Raw genomic sequence first — 22389 nt, forward strand, 5'->3', positions numbered from 1 at the left:
CCACTCCCGACTCGGCTCCGCCGGTCCCGGAGCCGTACACGCCGCCGCGATGCGCGGTGCCGGAGTTCCCGCCGATCCGGGCGGGCGGCAGACGGCAGTTCCTGCGCCGCTCGGCCGGTCGCCGACGACGTTCGCTCGCGCTCGGCCTGGCCCTGACCGCAGCTGCTCTTGCCGCGTCCGCGGCGCACGGGACAGCGCCGCCTCAAGTCGTCGCGGCTCCCCACGGACCCGCACCGACCGCCTCGGCGCGCGTCGGGTCGCACGCCGCCTCCGTACCGGCCGCTCATGACGCGGCGGACGCGCTGGTCCGGGCGCCGGTACGGATCGCCGACGCGGCGGCCGTCGCGCTGCTGCGTCCTGGCGATCATGTTGATGTGCTGGCCAGTTCGCGAGTGGTGGCGGCGAGCGCGACCGTCGTAACCGTGCCGGACCACACCGGAGGACCGTCCGCTGCGGGAGATTCCGCTGTTCCCGACACCGTCAGTGGCAGTGGGAACAGCGGCGCGTTGGTCGTACTGGCGGTGCCTCGTCGTATCGCGGCGGCGCTTTCCGGAGCGGCTGTGACGACACCTTTGGCGGTGACATTGTGCTGAATCACCCGTTCGTGGACAGCGATTGGACACGCAGAACCCGGATTGCCTTCTATGGCGGAACCCATCATTCCGCCACATCGGCGTCACGGAAGAGGCAGAGCGTTGACGGACAACGACAAGCCGAGTCTGCTGGCAGGCTTCAAGGAATTCATCACGCGCGGGAACGTGATCGATCTCGCGGTCGCGGTCGTCATCGGCGCGGCATTCACCAACGTCGTGAATTCCGTGGTGAACGGCGTGATCAATCCGCTGGTCGGTGCCTTCGGTACGAAGGATCTCGCTGGGTACTCGTCCTGTCTGAAAGGCCCGTGCGTGGTGAACGACAAGGGCGAGGTGACCAGCGGAATCCACATCCTGTGGGGTTCGGTGCTGAGCGCAGTCCTGACGTTCCTGATCACCGCCGCGGTCGTGTACTTCCTGATGGTCGTACCGATGTCCCGCTATCTGGCGCGGCAGGCGAAGAAGCGTCGGCACACCGAGGTGGAGGAGAAGGCGGCGGAGCTAGAGGAGATCACGCTGCTGCGCGACATCCGCGACGCTCTGGTGGCGCCGCGCGGCGAGGGCGGGGGCTGATCGTCCGGTCCGTTCAGATGTGGTGCGGCGGCTTCTCGTTGAGGAAGCGCGTGAAGTCGTCGTCATCGGCCGCCGAGCCGGACGGCCGCTCGCCCCAGCCGCGGTCGGTGTCGTCGGCGGAGGGGCGGTCGAGCGGATCATCGAAGATCAGGCCCGCCGAACCCGAACCCGTACCCGTGGGTCCGGCCGGGGACACGGGGGCCACCGGCGAGACCGTTTCGGGTGCGGGCTCGTCGTCGGCGTTCTCGGCGGCGGTGTGTTCGGGGGCGCTGCTCATGCCTCCAGGGTACGGCGGGGCGTCGGCAGCCGGGCTGTCGTCCCTGCTCAAGCGGCCGGCGGGAGAAACCCCAAGTGTCCGTTTGAGGCAGTCGGCCGGATATACCTGGCCGCATGCAGACACCCGACCGGACACCCTCGACCGCGCCGGCGACCGTATCCGCGGCGGAGCAGGGCGAGCGGCTTCCTCCCGAGCACGAGCTGGAACAGGACCTCGACCGAAGCGACCTCGCGTACCGCCGCTGGTTGAGCGAGGCTGTGGGGAAGGTCCATGCCGACGCCAATCGGTCCGCCGATACCCATTTGCTGTCGGTGCCGCTCCCGGCGGACTGGGGCGTCGACCTCTATCTGAAGGACGAGTCGACGCATCCGACCGGCTCGCTGAAGCACCGTCTGGCGCGTTCGCTGTTCCTGTACGCGCTGTGCAACGGGTGGATCAGGCCGGGCCGGCCGGTGATCGAGGCGTCCAGCGGGTCGACGGCCGTCTCGGAGGCGTACTTCGCGCGGCTGATCGGTGTCCCCTTTGTGGCCGTGATGGCGCGTGGGACCGTGCGGTCGAAGATCGAGCTGATCGAGTTCCACGGGGGCCGCTGCCATCTGGTCGACGACCCGTGCGAGGTGTACGGGACGGCGGCGCGGCTGGCGCGGGAGACCGGCGGCCACTACATGGACCAGTTCACGTACGCGGAGCGGGCGACGGACTGGCGGGGCAACAACAACATCGCCGAGTCGATCTTCCGGCAGATGGCGGCCGAACGGTTCCCGGTACCGACGTGGATCGTGGCCACGGCCGGCACCGGAGGGACGTCGGCGACGCTGGCCAGGTACGTGCGGTACGCGCAGGCGACGACGGGGATCTGCGTGGCGGATCCGGAGAATTCGGCGTTCTTCCCCGGTTGGCGGGATCAGGATCCGGCGGTGACGACGGACACGGGATCCCGAATCGAGGGGATCGGTCGGCAGCGGGTGGAGCCGAGTTTCGCACCGGGCGCGATCGACCGCATGATGCGGGTTCCGGACGCGGCGTCCATCGCGTGCGTGCGCGTCCTGGAGCGCCTGCTCGGCCGTCGGGCCGGCGCGTCGACCGGCACGGGCCTGTGGGCGGCTTTCCGGATCGTCGCGGAGATGCGCCACCGCGGTGAACAGGGCAGCGTGGTGGGCCTGTTGTGCGATCCGGGCGAGCGGTATCTGGAGAAGTACTACTCGGACGCCTGGCTCGCCGAGCAGGGGATCCGGATCGGTCCGTATGTGGAGCGGGTCGAGCGGTTTCTGAGTACGGGCGAGCTGGGGCAGGCGGGGCCGGTGCGGCTCGGCGGTTGACGCGGGGCTGTTCGCGGGGGCTTTTGTGTCCCGGGGCCCGGGGCAATCCGCGCGGCGCGCTGCGCGTGGCACCTGATGTGCCGCAAGGTGTCGTTCATGAGTGAACCGACGACTCCAGCAGGCCCGATGGCCCGGACCGGCGGCGCGCTGCGCCGGATGACGGCGCGCAGTCGCGAGGAGGAACACCGCGCGTCCACGCCGCTTGAGCTGTTCTTCGACCTGTGTTTCGTGGTGGCGGTCGCGCAGGCGGGTGTCCGGCTCGTCCATGCGGTGGCGGAACGGCATCCGGGGCACGGCGTGACCGGATATCTGCTGGTGTTCTTCGCGATCTGGTGGGCATGGGTGAACTTTTCGTGGTTCGCCTCTGCCTACGACACCGACGACGTGCCCTATCGGATCACCACACTGGTGCAGATCGTCGGTGTGCTGATGCTGGCGGCCGGTGTGCCGAGGGCGTTCGACGACGGCGACTTCCGACTGACTGTGTGCGGCTACGCGGTGATGCGGCTGGCGTTGGTGACGCAGTGGCTGCGTGCGGCGTGGGCGGAGTCGGGCGACGCGCGGCAGACGGCGTTGCGTTACGCGTTCGGGGTGACTTTGTGCCAGGTGGGGTGGATGGCGTTGTTGCTGCCGCACGGGGCGCCGCCGGTGCGGGCGTTCGTGCTGCTGGCGGTGGCGGAGATGTCGGTGCCGGCGCTTGCGGAGCGGGCGGCGCCGACGACGTGGCATCCGCATCACATCGCCGAGCGGTACGGGTTGTTCACGATCATCGTGCTCGGGGAGTCGGTGTCCTCGGCGACGATCGCCGTGCAGTCGGCGGTCGATGAGCACGACGCGCTCGGCGAGTTGCTGCCGATCGCGGTCGGCGGGCTGCTGATCGTCTTCGCCGCGTGGTGGATCTATTTCGCGGTGCCGATCCACGATCATCTGGCGTCCAACCGGCAGGCGTTCTTGTGGGGTTACGGCCACTACGCGGTGTTCGGTTCTGCGGCGGCGATCGGGGCGGGGCTGGAGATCGCGGTGGAGCAGGCGGTGGGTTCGGCGGAGATCTCGACGCGGGCCGCAGCGGGCTGGGTGACGGTGCCGACGGCGGTGTTCCTGTTCACCGTTTGGGTGTTGCACGCGCGCCACTACAAGCGGGGTGTCGCGCAGCAGCTCAACCTGCCGGTTTCCGCGGTGGTGGTGCTGGCGTGCACTTTCACCGGGTCGCATGCGGTGTTGTGGGCCGGGTTGGTGTGTGCGGCGACGGTGGCGCTCGGGGTGACGTTGCAGACCCGCGGTGCGGGTCAGACGCCGGTGGCGCCGAGCAGTTCGCCGACCCCGTAGGTGACGGCCATCGCGATGGCGCCGCCGATGGTGTTGCGGAGGACGGCGGGGCGGACCGGGGCGTTGCCGAGTCGGGCGCTGGCCCAGCCGCAGGCGACCAGGGCCAGCAGCACCGAGACCACCGTGACGGCGAGCCGCCAGGAGGCCGGGGGCAGGACGATGGCCAGCAGCGGCAGCAGGGCGCCGACGGTGAAGGAGATGAAGCTGGCGCCGGCGGCGTGCCAGGGGTTGGCGAGTTCGTCGGGGTTGATGCCGAGTTCGACGCGGGCGTGGGCGCCGAGGGCGTCGCGGGCGGTGAGTTGTTCGGCGACTTCGCGGGCGAGTTCGGGGCTGATGCCCTGGTCCTCGAGGAGGCCGGTGAGTTCGTCGAGTTCGGCTTGCGGGGTGGTGGCGAGTTCTTCGCGTTCCAGGGCGAGTGCGGCCTGCTCGGAGTCGCGCTGGGTGCTGACGGACACGTATTCGCCGGCCGCCATGGACAAGGAGCCCGCCAGGAGTCCCGCGAGGCCCGCGGTGAGGAGGGTGGAGCGGGAGTCGGTGGCGCCGGCGACGCCGACGACCAGGCCGGCGGTCGACACGATGCCGTCGTTGGCACCGAGGACGGCGGCGCGCAGCCAGTTGAGGCGGGCGCCGAGTCCATCGTGGTGGGGCTCGTTCGCGTGTCCCTCGGCCCCGGCCTCGGCCTGGATCTGGTCGTTCATGGGCCGAAGCGTCTCATCCGTGGTGGTCGGGCCCGTTCAGGAGGTGCCCGGTCGGGTGTCGCGCGCGTCGGGACAGGGACAGGCCGAACCCCGGCGCGGGGGGGGGATGCACCGGGGTTCGGGTCTTGGTGGGGGCCGCCGGAAAGGGGGACGGCGGCCCCGGGAGGGTGGATCAGGCGGCTTCGTACTGGTCGAGGCCGGTGGCGCGGGCCATCCGCTTGAGGTCGGCCAGTGCGTGCTTCTCGATCTGCCGGATGCGCTCGCGCGTCAGGCCGTGCTGCTTGCCCACCTCGGTCAGGGTGCGCTCGCGGCCGTCCACGATGCCGTAGCGGGCGCGGATGATGGAGGCGGTCCGGTCGTCGAGGCGGTCGATCAGGCCGTCCAGTTCCTCGCGGCGGAGCATGACCAGGACGGAGTCCTCGGGCGACGGCGCGGCGCCGTCCTCGACGAGGTCACCGAATTCGGTCTCGCCCTCGGCGTCGACCGACATGTTGAGCGACACCGGGTCGCGCGCCCAGTCGAGGACGTCGGTGACGCGCTCAGGGGTGGAGGCGAGTTCGGCGGCGATCTCCGCGGGTTCCGCGTCGCGGCCGTGCTCGCGGTTGAACTCGCGCTGCACGCGCCGGATCCGGCCCAGTTCCTCGACGAGGTGGACGGGCAGCCGGATGGTGCGGGACTGGTCGGCGATGGACCGGGTGATGGCCTGGCGGATCCACCAGGTGGCGTAGGTGGAGAACTTGAAGCCCTTGGCGTAGTCGAACTTCTCGACGGCGCGTACCAGGCCGGCGTTCCCTTCCTGGATCAGGTCGAGGAGCGGGAGTCCGCTGCGCGGGTAGCGGCGGGCGACGGCCACGACGAGGCGGAGGTTGGAGCGGATGAAGATGTCCTTGGCTCGCTCACCGGCGGCGACGATCGCCTCCAGCTCCTCGCGCCGGGCGTCGCCGCCCGCGTCGGCGGGAAGCTCGGTGTCGGCTGCGAGTATGCGTTCCGCGTAAACGCCCGCTTCGATGTCGCGGGAGAGTTCGACTTCCCTGGCGGCGTCGAGCAGGGGTGTCCGCGCGATCTCGTCCAGGTACATGCCGACGAGGTCGCGGTCGGCGACTTCCCCGCCTGCGGCGCGAACGCTACTGGTCCCGCCAGCTTGACGACGGGCGACGGCACGGGTTGCCATGCGTGCTCCCTTACGAAGGTGCGGTCGGGTCTCGGTGGGACCGGGCTGTCGGGCCGGCTGCCCGCTCTCGGCCGGCTTGTGCCGGCTGCGGTTCATGCCTTCCGGCTGCCCCGTCCTGCTCGGGATAACGATTGGAATCCGGTCACAATTCCCATCTTGTGACCTGATTTTTGTGATCATGCAGTACCCTGTGGCGCCACACAGGGAGGACAGAGGGTGTCAGAGCGTATAGATGTGCAGGTCAGACCCGGCAGAGACGGTGACCTGACCGCTCTTACCGATATCTACAACCACTACATCCGTGAAACGTCGATCACGTTCGACGTAGTTCCCTTCACCGCCGAGCAGCGTCGCCCGTGGTTGCTCTCCCACCCGGAAGACGGCCCGCACCGCCTCATGGTTGCTCAATTTCCCGGACCGTCCGGGCGAATTCTGGGGTACGCGACCAGCAGCCCGTTCCGTCCGAAGGCGGCGTACGCGACATCGGTGGAGACGACGATCTATCTCGCGCCAGACGCGGGCGGCCGCGGAATCGGCACACGGCTCTACGAGGCCCTCTTCGCGGCGCTGGCGGACGAGGGCGTGCACCGCGCGTACGCGGGCGTCACGCTGCCGAATGCGGCCTCCTTGCGGCTGCACGAGCGCTTCGACTTCCGGCCGATCGGGGTGTACGAGGAGGTCGGCCACAAATTCGGCGCCTACCACGATGTTGCGTGGTTCGAGAAGCGACTGGGGTGACGCCACCCGCTCGGCCGACTCCGACAGCTTATTTGAAGCTTCAAGCATATGGGGTTACGGTGGACGTCCGTACGCTTGAAACTTCAAGGAGGGTGCGCGATGACCACGGCAACCCCGGAGCGCATGCCCGCGCTCTACCTCTCGCACGGCGCCCCGCCGCTCGCCGACGACCCGCTGTGGCCCGGTGAGCTGGCGGCCTGGTCGGCCGCGCTGCCGCGCCCCACGGCGATCCTCATCGTCTCGGCGCACTGGGAAGAGGCCCCGCTCGCGATCGGCGCGACGACCACCGTCCCGCTGGTGTACGACTTCTGGGGCTTCCCCGAGCACTACTACCAGGTGCGGTACGCGGCGCCCGGCGCGCCCGCGCTCGCCGATTCCGTACGGAAGCTGCTGCGCGGCGCCGGCACTCCCGTCCAGGACGTGCCGGACCGCGGCCTGGACCACGGCGCGTACGTACCACTGGTGGAGATGTTCCCCGGCGCGGACATCCCTGTGCTGCAGGTGTCGATGCCGACGCTGGACCCGCAGAAGCTGATGGACATCGGCCGCAAGCTGGCGCCGCTGCGCGACGAGGGTGTGCTGATCGTCGGCAGCGGCTTCTTCACACACAATCTGGCAGCGCTGCGCGGGGCGGGTCCGCAGCCGCCGAGCTGGTCGGCGGAGTTCGACGACTGGGGGCACCGCGCGCTGGACGCCCAAGACGTGGACGCGCTGCTGGACTTCGAGCACACCTCACCGGCGGGGCGGTTGGCGCACCCGCGTACCGAGCACTTCGCCCCGCTGTTCGTTACGCTCGGCGCCGCCGAGTCCGAACTCGGCAGTCAGCGCAGCATCATCGACGGTTTCTGGATGGGGCTTGCCAAGCGTTCCGTCCAGTTCGGCTGAACAGGAAGTCCTCACTCTCATGCAGAAACGACGACGCGTCGCGATCGGTGTGGCCGTGCTGGCCGGTGCCGTGACCCTGGCCGCCTGCGGCTCCGGTTCCGACTCCACGTCCGACGACAGCAAGGGCGCGGGCAACTCGCCGAGCGCGGCGGGCAGCACCGACAGCAAGCCCGCGGCCGCCTCCGTCGCGTGGCCGGCGCCGGCCGACGCCTCGGCGCAGGTCAAGGCGGCCGGGCTGCCGATGCTCGGGCAGGAGGGCCAGGTGCTGCACATCCACAGCCACCTCGATGTGTTCGTGGACGGCAAGGCCGTCACCGTGCCGGCGCTGATCGGCATCGACGAGGCCAAGCAGCAGATCAGTCCGCTGCACACGCACGACACCAGCGGCGTCGTCCACATCGAGTCGCCGGTGAAGGCCGACTTCACCCTCGGCGAGTTCATGACCGAGTGGAACGTACCGCTGACCAAGGACACCCTCGGCACGCTCAAGACCGGCGGCGGCAAGGAGCTGCACGTCTACGTCAACGGCAAGGAGCAGACCGGCGACCCGGCCGCGATCAAGCTGGCCGCGCACGAGGAGATCGCGCTCGTCTACGGCGCGCCTTCGCAGAAGGTGACCGTGCCGGACTCCTACGACTGGCCCCAGGGTCTCTGAGGCCGTACGGAACACATGCGACGCGTACAGTCGCGCCGCGGTCCGGGCGTACGGAACGACAAACGGCAGGTGCCCGCCTCTTCACTCGTTCGAAGAAGCGGGCACCTGCCGTTTTCAGACGCTCACCGGATCGGGTGAGCGACGCCTGGACGGTCTGAGCGTCGTCCGGGTCGTCAGTGGGCGATGACCGGGATCGGCATGTCCTCGACGGAGTCGCCGTCGCCGACGCGCTCCGCGGTGTTCTGGACCTCGGCGTTCACCAGGGTGAAGGCCAGGATCGCGGAGACCACGAGGATGGCGGTGGCCCAGTAGATGGCGACCGAGTAGCCGTGCACGGCGGCCTGGTTGACGAACAGCTGGTTCTTCAGGTCGGCCGGGCTCTTGACGTGCGAGTGGATCCACGTGGTGGTGGCGCTCGCCGCCAGGGTGTTGAGCAGGGCGGTACCGATGGAGCCGCCGACCTGCTGCGAGGTGTTGACCATGGCGGACGCGACACCGGCGTCCTCGGGCCGCACACCGTGCGCGGACAGGCTCATCGCCGGCATGAACGCCGTACCCATGCCGAGACCCATCAGGATCAGGCCGGGCAGCAGGACCTCGGCGTAGCTGGAGTCGACCTTGATCTGCGCGAGGATGAACATACCGACGGCGGCGACCAGGAAGCCCGGCGCCATCAGGAAGCGCGGCCGGACCCGCAGCATCAGCCTGGTGCCGATCTGCGTGGAGCCGACGATCATGCCGCCGACCATCGGCAGGAAGGCGAAGCCCGACTTGAGCGCCGAGTAGCCCATGACCGTCTGCAGGTAGTAGGTCAGGAACAGGAACAGGCCGAACATGCCGATGATGGCCAGGCCCAGCGAGAGGTAGACACCGCCGCGGTTGCGCTCGGTGACCACGCGCAGCGGCAGCAGCGGGGCCTTGACCTTGCCCTCGACGACCACGAATGCGGCGAGCAGCACCACGGAGGCGACGAACAGGCCGATGGTGACGCCGGCCTTCCAGCCGTCGGACTCGGCGCGGCTGAAGCCGTAGACGAGGGCGACCAGGCCGGTGCTGGCGAGGATCACGCCGGGGATGTCGAGGCGGTTGCGGTTGCGGCCCTCGGCCGGTTCACGGATGAAGGCGATCGCGCCGAGCACGGCGACGACGGCGAAGAAGATGTTGACGAACAGGGCCCAGCGCCAGTTCAGGTACTCGGTGAGGACACCGCCGAGGATGAGGCCGACGGCGGCACCGGCGCCGGCGATGGCGCCGTAGATGCCGAACGCCTTGGCGCGCTCCTTGGCGTCGGTGAACATCACGGAGATCAGCGAGAGCGCGGCGGGCGCGAGCAGGGCGCCGAAGACGCCCTGGAGGGCGCGGGCGCCGAGCAGCATCGCCGTGTTGACGGCGGCGCCGCCGAGCGCGGAGGCCGCGGCGAAGCCGAGCAGGCCGACGATGAAGGCGTTCCTGCGTCCCCACAGGTCGGCGACGCGGCCGCCGAAGAGCAGCAGGCCACCGAAGGCCAGGGTGTAGGCCGTGACGACCCACTGGCGGTTGCCGTCCGAGATGCCGAGGTCGGCCTGCGCGGAGGGCAGTGCGATGTTCACCACGGTCGCGTCGAGTACGACCATGAGCTGGGCGATGGCGATGAATATCAGCGCTGTCCAGCGCTTGGGATCGGGAAGGCGTGTTTCAGGCATGACTGGATCTCACTAATGGATGCGGAGTGACAGGACGTGGGGACGTGTGTCAGCGAGCTGTTCGCCGGGCGCGGATCGTGGTCCGGGATCCGGTCGCGGTGTTCATCGGTCGAGCGGCCGTGAGCTGCGCTTCGGTGTGTCGGTGAACTTTCCTACGCTATCGCCCGGTTCATGGGCATTGCGAACTATTTATTTCCGGCTTTGAGGTCCTCCAGGGTGGCCGCGGTCCCGACCAGCACGGATCCGGCGGGGGCGCGCAGCCCGTCGAGGAAGAGCTGAAGGTGGCGGTGGACGAAGCGGTCGAAGCCGACGCAGCCGGTCCCGGGAAGCGGCCGGGTGAGCTGGGTCAGCGCGACCATCAGGTCGCCGACAGCGATGTCGGTACGGAGCAGGCCGGCGCTCTGCGCGCGGTCCATGATGGCGATGACCGATCGCTCCAGCCGGTCCACCTGCTGGGTGACCGCGGGGTCCTGGCGGTCGAAGGCGTCCGACAGCATCGGGCACATCGCCCCGATCCGTTCCTCCGCCGCCTCGAAGACGAAGCGGCGCAGCGCGGAGAAGGCGTCGGGCTCCTGAGCGAGGGCGTCTTCGGCCCGCTCGGCGGTCGTGGCCATGACGGAGAGGGTGACCTGGCGGATCAGTTCCGCGCGGTCGGTGAAGTGCCGGTAGAGCGTGGCGTTGCCCACACCGGCCCGGCGGGCCACCTCGTCGAGCGGTACGTCGGGGCCGAACTCCACGATGGCCTCGCGGGCGGCGGCGACGATGCGCTCACGGTTGCGGGTGGCGTCGGCGCGCAGCCGCACGGTCCGCGGCGGCTTGCTGCTGCTGGTCGTAGCAACGATGTCGACGGTCACGGCGTACGGCTCCTTCCGATCGATCCGGCAGTACGGGACACGGTCCCCGTAAGTTGAAGTTGAAACGGAAAGCTACTCCCCGTTTCGCGGACATCTGGCTAAACGGGGAGCGCGTCCCCGGATATTTCCTGTCACGCTTGTGACCTGCGTCACACTCGGAGAGCGGGCCACGACGGGCCATTTTTATTGAAACTTCAAGAAGTGCACGTACCATGAACACCATGACATGGCTGACCGAAGACCAGCAGGCGACCTGGCGCGCTTTCCTGCACGCCACGACGCTGCTCGAGGACCATCTGGACCGTCAGCTCCAGCGTGACGCGGGCATGCCGCACATGTACTACGCGCTGCTCAGCACGCTATCGGAGACGCCCGGCCGCAGTATGCGGATGACGGAACTCGCCGAGCGCGCCAAGATCACCCGCTCCCGGCTCTCGCACGCCGTCGCGCGGCTGGAGGGCAATGGGTGGCTGCGCCGCGAGAGCTGCCCGTCCGACCGCCGCGGTCAGGTCGTGGTGCTCACCGACGCCGGTTACGACGAGGTGGTGCGCACCGCACCCGGTCATGTCGACGCCGTGCGGTCGGCGATCTTCGACCGGCTCACTCCCGAGCAGACCGCCCAGCTAGGGGAGATCTCGCGCATCATCGCCGAGGGTCTGCACCGGCCGGACCGCGCCGACCTGCCGTGGCTTCGCTGAGGCCGTCAATACGGCGCCCGTGAAGTCACCCTTTGCGGTCAGCGCCGCCCGGAGCGGGCGAGCCACCGCCCTTCGTGCCGGCTGACCTCGATGGGCCGCCCGAAGCACTGCGTCATCCGCTCACCGGTCAGCACCTGCTCGGCAGGTCCCGATGTCAGCACCCGCCCTTCCTTGAGCAGCAGTACGTGCCCGATCGCGGGTGACAGCTCCTCCAGGTGGTGGGTGACGGTGATGGTCGCGAGACCCGTACGGGTGAGCGCGAGGCGGTGCATGGCGTCGATGAGATCCTCGCGGGAGGGCAGGTCGAGGGCGTTGAAGGGCTCGTCGAGCAGCAGCAGCGCAGGGTCGGCCATGAGTGCGCGCGCCACGAGGATGCGGGCGCGCTGACCGCCGGAGCAGACGCCGTACGCGCGGTCCGCCAGGTCCTTGATCTCCAGCTCCGCCAGCAGCTCGTGGGCGCGCTCGCGGACCTCCGCGTCGTACTTGCGCCACAGCGGCTGCACCGTGCCCGTGTGGCCGGTCAGCACGACGGTGTGCGCGGCGGCGTCCAGCGGGACCTTCTGCGACGACGACACCAGGCCGATGTGGGCGCGCAGTTCGCGCATGTCGACGCGGCCGAGGCGGTGGCCGAGCACGTCGACCGTGCCGGTGGTGGGGTGCATGAGGGCGCCGATGAGGCGGAGCACCGTCGTCTTGCCCGCGCCGTTGGCGCCCAGCAGGGCCCAGTGCTCGCCGGAGCGTACGGTCCAGCTGACGTCGTCGAGGATGACCTGGCCGGTGGTGAGGCGGCGGACGCTGGCGGCGTCGAGAGCGGCCACCACGGTGTTGGCTGTCATGACGGCACGGTAGCTGTATCCACCACCTTCCTGCGGCGGGGTTCCACCATGTGAGAGTTCACATGTGCACGGCGGGCGGCGCCTCGGGGTCGCCGTCACCATTGGCGCCGGTTTCGCCGGCCTGCGCCAGGCTGCGCGGCTTTCCGCTGCGGTAGAGGACGAAGGTCACCACCATGCCGACCGCGAAGAAGGCCGCCGACCACCAGTAAGCGGTGGAATAGCTGTGCAGCTGCGCCTGGGCGGCCGATGCCGGGGTGCGCTGGCGGCCCACCAGGTAGCTGGTGGCGGCGCTGGTGGCGAGGGTGTTCAGCAGTGAGGTGCCGACGGAACCGCCGACCTGTTGCGAGGTGTTCACCATGGCGGAGGCGACGCCCGCGTCGTGCGCCTGAACACCCGCGGTGGCCAGATTCATCGCCGTGGCGAAGATCGAGCCGAGGCCGAGACCCATCACCAGAAGCGGCGGCAATACGTGCGCGGCATAGGTGCTGTTGAGGTCGAGGGCGGTCAGCCACACCATGGCGACGCCTGCCAGCGCCATGCCCGTCGGCACGATCGGCCGCGCGCCGATGCGCGGCACCAGCACATTGGTGGTGGTCACCGACGTCACGATCATCACGGCGATCATCGGAAGAAATGCGAGGCCGGTGGAGACGGGCGAGTAATGCAGGCTCTGCTGGAGGTAGTACGTCAGGAACAGGAAGACGCCGAACATACCGGCGCCGGAGATGAACATCGCCAGGAAGGACGCGCCTCGGTCGCGGTCGGTCACCACCCGCAGCGGCAGCAGTGGGTGCTCGGCGCGGCGCTGCCAGGCGTAGAAGGCGATCAGCAGGATGCCGCCCGCCACCAGGAAGCCCCAGGTCTGCACGGAGCCCCAATGGTGGGTCTCGGCGTTGGAGAAGCCGTAGACGATGCAGAACAGGCCGGCCGACACCAGGGCGGTGCCGGGGATGTCCAGCTTGGGGCGGTCGGGCAGGGTGCCGCCGTGCAGCAGTTGTAGGCCGCCGACGAAGGCGAGCACGGCGAAGACCAGGTTGACGTACAGGCACCAGCGCCAGTCGAGGTATTCGGTGAGCAGGCCGCCGAGCAGCAGGCCGACGGCGCCGCCGGCGCCCGCGATGGCGCCGTAGATGCCGAACGCCTTGGCGCGCTCCTTGGCGTCGGTGAAGGTCGTGGTGAGCAGCGACAGGGCCGCGGGCGCCAGGAGGGCGCCGAACATGCCCTGGAGGGCGCGTGCGGTGACCAGGACGCCGAAGTTGGGGGCGGCGCCGCCGATCGCCGAGGCGACCGCGAAGCCGATCAGGCCGGTCAGGAAGACCGCCTTGCGGCCGACGAGGTCGGCGAGCCGGCCGCCGAGCAGCAGCAGCGACCCGAAGGCGAGGGCGTAGGCCGTCACGATCCACTGGCGGTTGCCGTCGGTGAAGCCGAGATCCTGCTGGGCGGAGGGCAGCGCGATGTTCACGATGGTCGCGTCGAGCACCACCATGAGCTGCGCCAGGCCGATCACGCCGAGCACCCACCAGCGGTGGGACGGGGTGCCGACGACGCTGCTGCGGCCCGGTTTCCCGCCGGGCTGGGGGCCGCTGCCGAGTCCGGATGCTGCTGAGGTGTCCGGCGTGCTACGGGCCATGACGTGGGTCTCCCTTGGCGCGGCCGTCCCCCGGGCAGTTCCACGCTAGGCGCAGCTCAGCGGCCTCGCCACGCGAGACGGCGGCGGCCGGGCGAGACGGCGGCGGCCGTCAGGACGGCCGCGCGGGTGGGCGCCGGCCCGTGTGCCGAGGGGCCGCCGCGGACCCGGTCCCCGTACCGGGAGCCGCGGCGGCCCCTCCGTTCCTGGTGTCGGTGACGTCCGCGGCGGTGGCCGCGCGCCGGGCCGGGAATTAACCGCGACCGCCATCGGACGACCGTCCCGGGTGGCGATGACGGTCACGGAGTGGTCCGCCGCGCGACCGGCGCTTCACCAGGTGTGCGGCACCGACACAACAATGAGTAACCACCCATTCCATACGACTAACGCATCGTCACTCGGATGGCGTGACCCGGTGAGCGGGCCGGTGCGCGGTGAGGTACCGCGACGTGTCACCCCACACCGCCACGGACTCCGCAAAAGGCGATTTGGCGACAACCCCGCCACCGTCGCCGCCGTAGACCCTGACGTACCAACTCCGCGCGCGCCCGCCGCGGGCAGCACGTTCCCTTGAGGGTGACCGGTCCGTTCGGGCGGTCACCGCACGAGCAGGGCGCGGGCAGCGCGCAGGCAGGGGGTACGTGGATGGCGGCCACCGCGGGCGGCCCCGCGTCGGGGGCGGGGCCGTTGGACGACGGCGAGCGCGCCGAATTGACGGCGTTGCGGGCGCGGGTGGCGGGGCTGACGTCACGGCACCGTTTGCGGTCGTTCTTCTCCGCTGTGCTGATCACACTGGCGGCGGTGTTCGCGCCGCTCAGCGCCGTGGCGGTGTGGGTGGCCGACGTCATGGGCAGCACCGACCGCTATGTGCAGACGATGGCGCCGCTGGCCGACAACCCGCATGTGCAGGCGGGCATATCCGACCGGGTGACGTCGGCGATCATGGACCGCGTCGACCTGGACTCGTTGCTGTCGAGCGTGACGCCGTCGGACCGGCCGGGGATCGAGGCGGCGCTCGGCGGGCTGAGCGGGCCGATCGGCGCCGGGGTGAAGGACTTCGTGCACGGCACGGTGCTGACCTTTGTGTCGAGCGGCGCCTTCTCGACGGTGTGGGAGCAGCTGAACCGTCAGGCGCACACCGCGGTCGTCGACGCGCTGACGGGCAGTAACGATTCCGCGGTGCAGGTCGAGAACAACACGGTGACGCTCGATCTGGCGCCGGTGGTCGCCACGGTGAAGCAGCAGTTGGTGGACCGCGGGCTGAAGGCGGCGGCGAGCATTCCCGAGGTGCGGACGGACTTCACGCTGGTGAAGTCCGACGAGATCGGGCGGGTGAAGACCGGTTTCCGGGCGCTGCAACTGGCCGGGGACTGGCTGCCGGTGGTGGCCGTCGTCGTCGCGGGCGCCGGGGTGCTGCTCGCGGTGCGCCGGCGGCGGGCACTGGTGGCCGCCGCGCTCGGCATCGCCGCGGGTGTCGCCGTCCTCGGTATCGCACTGGCCCTCTTCCGCACCTTCTACCTCGATCACCTCGCGCCCGATGTGCACCATGCGGCAGCGGCGGCGGTCTACGACCAAGTGGTGCGTTTTCTGCGGGCGAGTGTCCGGATGGTCATCACACTGGGGGTCGTGGTCGCGCTGGGTGCGTGGCTGAGCGGTCCGGGGCGGTGGGCGGTGCGGGTGCGCGCCATGTGGGAGTCGGGGATCGCGGCCGTACGGGAGGCCGCGGGGGTGACGTCGCTGGGGCCGGTGGGTCCGTGGGTGAACCGTTTCCGCGTCTGGCTGCGCTGGGCGGTCGTCGCCGTCGCGTCCGTGGTGCTGGCGCTGTGGTCGTACCCGACCGGCATGGTGATCTTCTGGATCGCGGTAGTGGCGCTTGCGGGGCTGGCGGTCGTGGAATTCCTGGACGACCGTCCAACCGACACCGACACCACCGCCGCGGCGGGCGGCCCGCACGGGCCCGGGTCCGGGGCGACCGCGTCGTAGCCGCCCGGACCCGTCAACCGGGATCGTCAATACGCCGCCCCGGAAGTCACCCTCACCCGCGTACGGTCAGTGCGGCGAGCTGCTCGGCGAACGGCACCACGGCGTCGTCGTCCGTTTCGTCACCCGCACCGGTCGCACCGGCCTCGCCGACCCCACCGACCGGGCGGGACGGGCGGGCGTTCATGAGGGCGGCGAGTTCGGCGCCTGCGCGGTCGATGCGTGCGGCGAGGGTGCCGTCAACGCCGTCGTCAACACCGTGGCCGGGACGGTCACCGTTTCGGGTGGCCGTCGCGCCCCAGTCCTCGGAGGCCGCGTACACGGCCGTCGGTACGACAATCGCCCGCAGGTAGGCGAAGAGCGGCCGCATGGCGTGCTCCAGGACCAGCGAGTGACGGGCGGTGCCGCCGGTGGCGGCCGCCAGCACCGGGGTGCCCGCCAGCGCGTCCTTGTCGATGACGTCGAAGAACGACTTGAACAGTCCGCTGAAGGAGCCGCTGAACACCGGGGTGACGGCGATCAGGCCGTCAGCGCCGGTCACCGCGTCGACGGCGTCGCGCAGACCCGGCGCAGGGAAGCCGGTGAGCATGTTGTGCGCGATGTCGTTGGCCAGGTCGCGCAGCTCGACCACCCGCACCTCGACGTCACCCGCGACGTGCCGCCGTACCGCCTCCGTGAGCCGGTCGGCCAGCAGCCGGGTCGACGACGGTTGGCTGAGACCGGCGGTGACGACGGTGAGCCGGCGCGCCCCCTCACCGTCGACACCGTTGACGCCGCTGACGGCGTTCGCGTACGTCATGCCCGCACCTCCATCGCGTTGCCGTCCGTGGCGGCCTCCGCGTCGCGGCGGGCGACGAGGGAGGCGTGGGTGGGCGCGTCGGGCACCTCGGCGGGCCGGCCCTTGGCGAATTCCTCGCGCAGCACGGGCACGACCTCCTCGCCGAGCAGGTCGAGCTGTTCCAGCACGGTCTTGAGCGGCAGCCCGGCGTGGTCCATCAGGAAGAGCTGGCGCTGGTAGTCGCCGACGGCGTCGCGGAAGGTCAGCGTCCGTTCGATGACCTCCTGCGGGGAGCCGACGGTCAGCGGCGTCTGCTCGGTGAAGTCCTCCAGCGAGGGGCCGTGCCCGTAGACGGGGGCGTTGTCGAAATACGGCCGGAATTCGCGCACGGCGTCCTGCGAATTGCGGCGCATGAACACCTGCCCGCCGAGCCCGACGACGGCCTGCTCCTCGGTGCCGTGCCCGTAGTGGGCGAACCGGCGCCGGTAGAGGCCGACCATCTTCTTGGTGTGCTCCATCGGCCAGAAGATGTTGTTGTGGAAGAAGCCGTCGCCGTAATACGCGGCCTGTTCGGCGATCTCGGGGCTGCGGATGGAGCCGTGCCACACGAACGGCGGCACGCCGTCCAGCGGGCGCGGCGTGGCGGTGAACGACTGCAACGGCGTACGGAATTTGCCCGCCCAGTCGACGACGTCCTCGCGCCACAGCTTGTGCAGCAGGGCGTAGTTCTCGACGGCCAGCGGGATGCCCTGCCGGATGTCCTTGCCGAACCACGGGTAGACCGGCCCGGTGTTGCCGCGCCCCATCATCAGGTCGACGCGGCCGTCCGCCAGGTGCTGGAGCATCGCGTAGTCCTCGGCGATCTTCACCGGGTCGTTCGTGGTGATCAGCGTGGTGGAGGTCGACAGGATGATGCGGTCGGTACGGGCCGCGATCCAGCCGAGCATGGTGGTGGGCGAGGACGGCACGAAGGGCGGATTGTGGTGCTCGCCGGTCGCGAAGACGTCCAGGCCGACCTCCTCGGCCTTCTGCGCGATGGTCACCATCGCCTTGATCCGCTCGTGCTCGCTCGGCGTCCGTCCGTTGGTCGGGTCCGTGGTGACGTCACCGACCGTGAAGATCCCGAACTGCATCGCACCCACCGTCCTGTCTCGCCCATCCTGTTTGGTTGAGCATTCAACTTCCCGAACAGTATGCCACGCCCGCGTATTCCTCCCCGCACCTCCCCGCGCCTCCCCGCCCGGTCCCGGCGTACGTTGGCCGGTGGGGGCAACGCATCGGCGAAAGAGAGAGAAGGGCATCTCCATGGCAAGGATCCTGTTCGTCCTGACCGGGGCCACCCACTGGACGCTCGCCGACGGCACCGCGCACCCGACCGGCTTCTGGGCGGAGGAGGCCGTGGTCCCGTACCGGACCTTCACCGAAGCGGGCCATGTGGTGACCGTCGCGACCCCGGGCGGTGTCGTGCCGGCCGTGGACCGCGCGAGCCTCGCGCCCGAGTTCAACGGCGGCGAGGAGGGCGCGGCGGCGATGGCCGACGAGCTGACGAAGATCACCGCCTTCCAGCACCCGGTGGCGCTGGCGGACGTCAGCCTCGACGACTACGACGCCGTCTTCTACCCCGGCGGCCACGGCCCCATGGAGGACCTGTCGGCCGACACCGACTCCGGCGCGCTGCTCAACGCGGCGCTGGCCTCCGGCAAGCCGCTCGGCATCGTCTGCCACGCGCCCGCCGCGCTGCTCGCCACCACCGGCCCGGACGGCGCCGCCCCCTCCCCCTTCGCGGGCTACCGGGTGACCGCCTTCACCAACGTCGAGGAGACCCAGGCGGGCTTCGCCGACAAGGCCCGCTGGCTGCTCCAGGACCGCCTCGTCCGGCTCGGCGTGGACTTCCAGGAAGGCGCCCCCTGGGCGCCGCACACCGTCAGCGACCGCAATCTGCACACCGGCCAGAACCCCGCCTCCGCGGGCCCGCTCGCCGCCGAGATCCTCGAACTGCTGCCGTGACCGGGCCCGGACGGCCCGGACGCCCCGAAAGGGCCAGGCCGCCCGGCTCACTTCTTCTTCACGCCCTCCTGCCAGATCAGCTTGGCGATGTTCGGCTTCACGGCGGTCGTGATGACACCCATGGCCATCCGGACGTACCGCCGTTCCTCCAGTTCGCGCAGCATGCTCGCGGCGAGGTCGGAGCGGGCGGTGAAGACGCCGTCGGCGCTGGTCCCGGCGGTGCGGTAGTCCGTGACGCCGGGGTGCTCGAAGAGGCCGGAGGGCCGTACGAGGGTCCAGTCGAGGTCCGTCCGGCGGATGACGTCCTCCATACGGCGCATGTCCTCGTGGAGGGTACGGCCGAGGCGCCGGTTCACCAGCGGGTCGAGCACATGGTTGAAGAAGTGCGCGCCGGTGGGGCGCCAGTCCGGATCGGCGATGCTGGAGCTGATGGCGAGCAGGCGCGTGACGCCGTGGCGGGCCATGGCCCCGGTGATGGCCGTGGCGCTCGCCGAGTACGTGGTGATGGTCTCCTTGCTGAAGCGCGTGCCCAGCGCGGACAGGACGGCGTCCGTGCCGGCGACCGCGTCGGCGACGGCCGCCGGATCGGTGGCGTCGGCGACGGCCACGGTCAGGCCCGGCCGCCCGGAGGGCAGGGAGCCGGGGCGGCGGGTCACGGCGACGACGTCGTGGCCGGCGGCGAGTGCCTGGTCGGTGAGGTGGCGGCCGGTGGGTCCGTTGGCGCCGAAGACTGCGATACGCATGGTGTCGGGTCGTCCGTTCGTCGGGTTGTCGGAACGCCTTGACTGTGCCGATCACCCACCGCAGGCTCAACGCTGATGAACTCCGCCGCACCTGCCCGCTCCCCCGCCCGCACCCGTGGCCGTCCCCGTGGCAGGCCGCCGACCCGCGAGTCGATCGTCACGGCGGCCCACGCGCTGTTCCTGGAACGCGGATACCGGCGTACGACCGTCCGCGCGGTGGCCGCCGCGGCCGGCGTCGACCCGGCGCTGATCGCGTACCACTTCGGCTCGAAGAAGGGCCTGTTCGCGGACGTGATGCAGTTCCAGTGCGTCAACGCGCTGGCGGTGGACGACGTGCTCGGCGGCGACCCGGTCACCCTGCCCGGCCGCCTGATCGACGCGGTGACGGGTCTGTGGGAGGACGCCGACTTCCTGCGGCTCACCGCCCGGAGCGACGAGGCCGCCGAGGTGATCCGGGAATTCCTCGAACGCGAGCTGCTGGCCCGTCTTGTTGAATTTCTCGGCGGCCGGGACGCCACGTCCCGTGCCACGGCCGTGGTGACGGTCCTCGGCGGCCTCATCTACACCCGCTACCTCAATCCGCTCCCCACGCCCGCCACTCTCACCCCGGCCGAGACGCGCCGCATCCTCACGCCGGCGCTGCGTGCGGCTCTGGCGCCGAGGCCGCACGCGAAAGCTCCCGGCGGCCGGGGGACCGTACGGCCCTGACCACCGGGAGCTTCGGACACGCGGATCAGTAGTCCACCGGCTCAGCGGTTCACCGGCTCACCGGCTCACCGGTTCAGCAGGGGAAGGTGCCGCTGTAGAGGGCGTGCCCGTAGGACGAGCTTCCGGAGCCGAAGCCGTAGATGCCGTCGTCGCTCCAGACCGCTTCGCGCTCGCCGTTGACGCAGGTGGAGGTCGGCGCGATCGCGAAGCCCTCCAGATTGTCGGTCGGCATGACGGCCGGGTTGGTGTAGGTCACGTCCGGCACGATCGCTCCCGCGGAGTTGACCTTCAGGAAGGTGTGCGTCTCGCCGCAGGTGTTGTCGCAGGTCGCCACGATGCGCTGGGTTCCGGCGTCGTAGGTCACGTCCATCACCGACGGCTTGCCGGTCGCGACGGTGCCGAAGGTGGTGAAGGTGCCGTTGGAGTTGAGGCCGTAGACGTGCAGGGTGCCGTCCCATTCCAGGCCGGCGAAGAACAGGCCCGAGCCGTGCAGCGGGTAGTTCGCCGGGTTGTAGGCGGCGCCGGTGAGCGGGTCGGTCCAGCCGTTCGCGGTCAGCCAGCTGTCCGGTACGTAGCCGACGCCCTCGAAGCCCAGGTTGGCGTCGTCCTTGCTGCCGGTGTCGAGCTGCGGGAACTGCGAGGTCATGTCCCACTGGTGGACCGGTGCGAGGGTCGTTCCGGTCGCGGCGGGGTCGAACTCCATGATCGTGTCCTTGGGGACCGAATTCTTGGTGTTGTCCCGCTCGGAGGTCACGTAGATGTGGCCGTTGCCGCCGACGGTGACGCCCTCGGAGTCCGGCTCGCCCGATCCGCCGGCGAAGCGGATCTGCTTGCCCTTCGCGCTCCAGGACGCGTCGGGGATCCACTTGCCGTTGCTCTTGACCAGCTTGTACAGCCAGTTCTTGTTCTTGGCGGCCCACAGCACCGACGGGTCGGCCGGGGCGAAGGCCAGGCCGCTCACGTCGCGGCCCTCGGGACCGGTGGACGTGGTGAACGCGCAGACGTTGTCGGCGATCGTGACGTCGAGACCGCCCGGCCACGCCGAGGTGCCCGACGGGGTGGAGCCCGTACCGGAGGGCGCTTCGGGTGTGCAGCCGCTGGTCAGCGAACCCCCGCCGCCGAGCAGATGGCCGGTGCCACCACCGGTGCCGCCACCGCCGGTGCCACCGCCTGTGCCGCCGTCGCCGGTGCCCGAGCAGGAGTTCGTGCCGCCGAGCGTCGCGGCCGTGGCGGTCCGGAACGCGCCGGTGCCGTTGGCGCAGCGGGCGTACGAGGGCTTGGCGCCGTCGGTGGCCCACGTCACGGAATCGACGGTGTTGCCGTTGCCGTCGAGCAGGAAGACCGAGTCGTTGTCGCCCAGGCCGATGGTGGAGTCGAAGGTGACGTAGCCGCCCGCGGGGACGGTGGTCGCGCTCGGCGAGGAGGACGAGACGGTCGCCGGGCTGTGGCCGGTGTCGCCGTCGACGTACTTCCACGACCCGATGTTCACCGCGGACGTGCCGCCGTTGAACAGCTCCACGGTGTCCGCGCCGCTGGAGGTGACCTCGTTGATCCGTACGCCGCTCGACGCGGGCACCGACGCGGGGCAGCCCGTGGCGTTCGCCGCGCCGAACGTGGTCGTCGCCGTCGTGGTGACCCACGTCCCGGTGCCGTCGCCGCCGCACCGCGCCATCGCCGGCTTGGCCTTGTCGGTCGCCCAGTCCACCCGGTCGACGACCGTGCCGCCGGAGGTGTGGATCACCAGCTTGTCGGAGTCGCCCAGTCCCTTGGGCGAGTTGAAGGTGACGAAGCCGCCCGCCGGGATCGTGCTCGACGAGGGGCTGAACGACTGCGCCGAGAAGCTGTCGTCGGACATCTTCCAGCCGCTGATGCTCACCGCGGTCGAGCCGGTGTTGTACAGCTCGACGGTGTCGCTGTTCGACGAGGTGACTTCGTTGATCCGAATGTTCTGGTAGCCGGCCGCGTCGGCGGCGACCGCGGGCCGCGCGACGACCAGACCGGTGAGGACGAGTCCGGACAGGGCCAGCCCCGCGGCGCCGGTGGAGGCGAGGCGGGACCGGGAGGAAGAAGTAGACACGAGGCGGAACTATGATGCCCCGGCCTTGAAGCCGGGTGTACGCAGGTTGAACGCCACCGGCTGCGCACCCGAACGCCGGACGCCCGGGCGGCGGTTCCACGCCGGCGGGCGGCCGCCGGGGAGGCTCCCGCGCTCGGTGGATCACCGCAGCGGCTATACTGCGC

21 protein-coding genes are annotated in these 22389 nt (G+C 70.3%); 10 read left to right on the forward strand and 11 right to left on the reverse strand.

Going from position 1 to position 22389, the window contains the following annotated elements; genetic code table 11:
• The first annotated feature begins 695 nt into the window (after positions 1 to 695).
• A complete protein-coding gene (mscL, locus tag BM076_RS15735; protein WP_245796078.1) occupies positions 696 to 1166 on the forward strand; it encodes a large conductance mechanosensitive channel protein MscL in 471 nt (156 codons plus the stop codon).
• A gap of 13 nt (positions 1167 to 1179) precedes the next feature.
• Here the strand turns inward: mscL and BM076_RS15740 are convergent, their stop codons facing one another.
• A complete protein-coding gene (locus tag BM076_RS15740) occupies positions 1180 to 1443 on the reverse strand; it encodes a hypothetical protein (protein ID WP_245796103.1) in 264 nt (87 codons plus the stop codon).
• Positions 1444 to 1556: 113 nt separating this feature from the next.
• Between BM076_RS15740 and BM076_RS15745 the strand changes: the two genes are divergently transcribed.
• Both BM076_RS15745 and BM076_RS15750 read left to right on the forward strand, forming a co-directional pair.
• Positions 1557 to 2762, forward strand: a complete 1206-nt coding sequence (locus tag BM076_RS15745; RefSeq protein WP_093714157.1) for a PLP-dependent cysteine synthase family protein — start codon at positions 1557 to 1559, stop codon at positions 2760 to 2762.
• Positions 2763 to 2858: 96 nt separating this feature from the next.
• Positions 2859 to 4088: a low temperature requirement protein A gene (locus BM076_RS15750; RefSeq protein WP_093714158.1), complete on the forward strand. Its 1230-nt coding sequence runs from the start codon at positions 2859 to 2861 to the stop codon at positions 4086 to 4088.
• Here BM076_RS15750 and BM076_RS15755 read toward each other — a convergent pair.
• Together BM076_RS15755 and BM076_RS15760 are read right to left on the reverse strand one after the other, a co-directional pair.
• A complete protein-coding gene (locus BM076_RS15755) occupies positions 4049 to 4786 on the reverse strand; it encodes a VIT1/CCC1 transporter family protein (RefSeq protein ID WP_093714159.1) in 738 nt (245 codons plus the stop codon). The two genes, BM076_RS15750 and BM076_RS15755, sit on opposite strands and share 40 nt — an antisense overlap.
• A gap of 172 nt (positions 4787 to 4958) precedes the next feature.
• Entirely contained in the window at positions 4959 to 5957 is a 999-nt protein-coding gene (locus BM076_RS15760; protein WP_093714160.1) for a sigma-70 family RNA polymerase sigma factor, read from the reverse strand.
• A gap of 234 nt (positions 5958 to 6191) precedes the next feature.
• Between BM076_RS15760 and BM076_RS15765 the strand changes: the two genes are divergently transcribed.
• From BM076_RS15765 to BM076_RS15775, 3 genes are all read left to right on the forward strand, one after another.
• Positions 6192 to 6695, forward strand: a complete 504-nt coding sequence (locus BM076_RS15765) for a GNAT family N-acetyltransferase (RefSeq protein WP_245796079.1) — start codon at positions 6192 to 6194, stop codon at positions 6693 to 6695.
• 99 nt (positions 6696 to 6794) lie between these two features.
• Complete coding sequence (locus BM076_RS15770; protein WP_093714162.1) at positions 6795 to 7580, forward strand: dioxygenase family protein; 786 nt, start codon at positions 6795 to 6797, stop codon at positions 7578 to 7580.
• A 19-nt stretch (positions 7581 to 7599) separates the two neighbouring features.
• Positions 7600 to 8235, forward strand: a complete 636-nt coding sequence (locus tag BM076_RS15775) for a hypothetical protein (protein WP_177246458.1) — start codon at positions 7600 to 7602, stop codon at positions 8233 to 8235.
• Positions 8236 to 8408: 173 nt separating this feature from the next.
• Here the strand turns inward: BM076_RS15775 and BM076_RS15780 are convergent, their stop codons facing one another.
• Both BM076_RS15780 and BM076_RS15785 read right to left on the reverse strand, forming a co-directional pair.
• Positions 8409 to 9917, reverse strand: a complete 1509-nt coding sequence (locus BM076_RS15780; protein WP_093714163.1) for an MFS transporter — start codon at positions 9915 to 9917, stop codon at positions 8409 to 8411.
• Between the two features lie 185 nt (positions 9918 to 10102).
• Entirely contained in the window at positions 10103 to 10771 is a 669-nt protein-coding gene (locus BM076_RS15785; protein ID WP_093714164.1) for a TetR/AcrR family transcriptional regulator, read from the reverse strand.
• Positions 10772 to 10983: 212 nt separating this feature from the next.
• On the opposite strand from BM076_RS15785, the gene BM076_RS15790 reads away from it, so the two are divergent.
• On the forward strand, positions 10984 to 11469 hold the full coding sequence (locus BM076_RS15790; protein ID WP_093714165.1) for a MarR family winged helix-turn-helix transcriptional regulator: 486 nt from the start codon (positions 10984 to 10986) through the stop codon (positions 11467 to 11469).
• Between the two features lie 38 nt (positions 11470 to 11507).
• On the opposite strand, the gene BM076_RS15795 is transcribed toward BM076_RS15790, so the two are convergent.
• On the reverse strand, positions 11508 to 12305 hold the full coding sequence (locus tag BM076_RS15795) for an ABC transporter ATP-binding protein (RefSeq protein ID WP_093714166.1): 798 nt from the start codon (positions 12303 to 12305) through the stop codon (positions 11508 to 11510).
• Between the two features lie 58 nt (positions 12306 to 12363).
• On the reverse strand, positions 12364 to 13935 hold the full coding sequence (locus BM076_RS15800) for an MFS transporter (protein ID WP_093714167.1): 1572 nt from the start codon (positions 13933 to 13935) through the stop codon (positions 12364 to 12366).
• A gap of 642 nt (positions 13936 to 14577) precedes the next feature.
• On the opposite strand from BM076_RS15800, the gene BM076_RS15805 reads away from it, so the two are divergent.
• Positions 14578 to 15915, forward strand: coding sequence for a hypothetical protein (locus BM076_RS15805; protein ID WP_245796080.1), 1338 nt, complete (start codon positions 14578 to 14580; stop codon positions 15913 to 15915).
• A gap of 52 nt (positions 15916 to 15967) precedes the next feature.
• Here the strand turns inward: BM076_RS15805 and BM076_RS15810 are convergent, their stop codons facing one another.
• Positions 15968 to 16711, reverse strand: a complete 744-nt coding sequence (locus BM076_RS15810) for an FMN reductase (RefSeq protein ID WP_093714168.1) — start codon at positions 16709 to 16711, stop codon at positions 15968 to 15970.
• Complete coding sequence (locus BM076_RS15815) at positions 16708 to 17823, reverse strand: LLM class flavin-dependent oxidoreductase (RefSeq protein WP_093714169.1); 1116 nt, start codon at positions 17821 to 17823, stop codon at positions 16708 to 16710. The genes BM076_RS15810 and BM076_RS15815 overlap by 4 nt, the downstream gene beginning before the upstream one ends.
• Before the next feature lie 172 nt (positions 17824 to 17995).
• On the opposite strand from BM076_RS15815, the gene BM076_RS15820 reads away from it, so the two are divergent.
• A complete protein-coding gene (locus tag BM076_RS15820) occupies positions 17996 to 18697 on the forward strand; it encodes a type 1 glutamine amidotransferase domain-containing protein (RefSeq protein ID WP_093714170.1) in 702 nt (233 codons plus the stop codon).
• A gap of 47 nt (positions 18698 to 18744) precedes the next feature.
• On the opposite strand, the gene BM076_RS15825 is transcribed toward BM076_RS15820, so the two are convergent.
• Positions 18745 to 19440 (reverse strand): NAD(P)-dependent oxidoreductase, encoded by a 696-nt coding sequence (locus BM076_RS15825; RefSeq protein ID WP_093714171.1) that lies wholly within the window; start codon positions 19438 to 19440, stop codon positions 18745 to 18747.
• A 75-nt stretch (positions 19441 to 19515) separates the two neighbouring features.
• Here BM076_RS15825 and BM076_RS15830 point away from each other — a divergent pair, with 75 nt between their 5' ends.
• Positions 19516 to 20148, forward strand: coding sequence for a TetR family transcriptional regulator (locus tag BM076_RS15830; RefSeq protein WP_093714172.1), 633 nt, complete (start codon positions 19516 to 19518; stop codon positions 20146 to 20148).
• Between the two features lie 73 nt (positions 20149 to 20221).
• Here the strand turns inward: BM076_RS15830 and BM076_RS15835 are convergent, their stop codons facing one another.
• A complete protein-coding gene (locus tag BM076_RS15835) occupies positions 20222 to 22225 on the reverse strand; it encodes a lamin tail domain-containing protein (protein ID WP_093714173.1) in 2004 nt (667 codons plus the stop codon).
• Between the last annotated feature and the right edge of the window lie 164 nt (positions 22226 to 22389).

It is taken from the genome of Actinacidiphila alni, from assembly GCF_900112845.1.
Lineage (GTDB): Bacteria > Actinomycetota > Actinomycetes > Streptomycetales > Streptomycetaceae > Actinacidiphila > Actinacidiphila alni.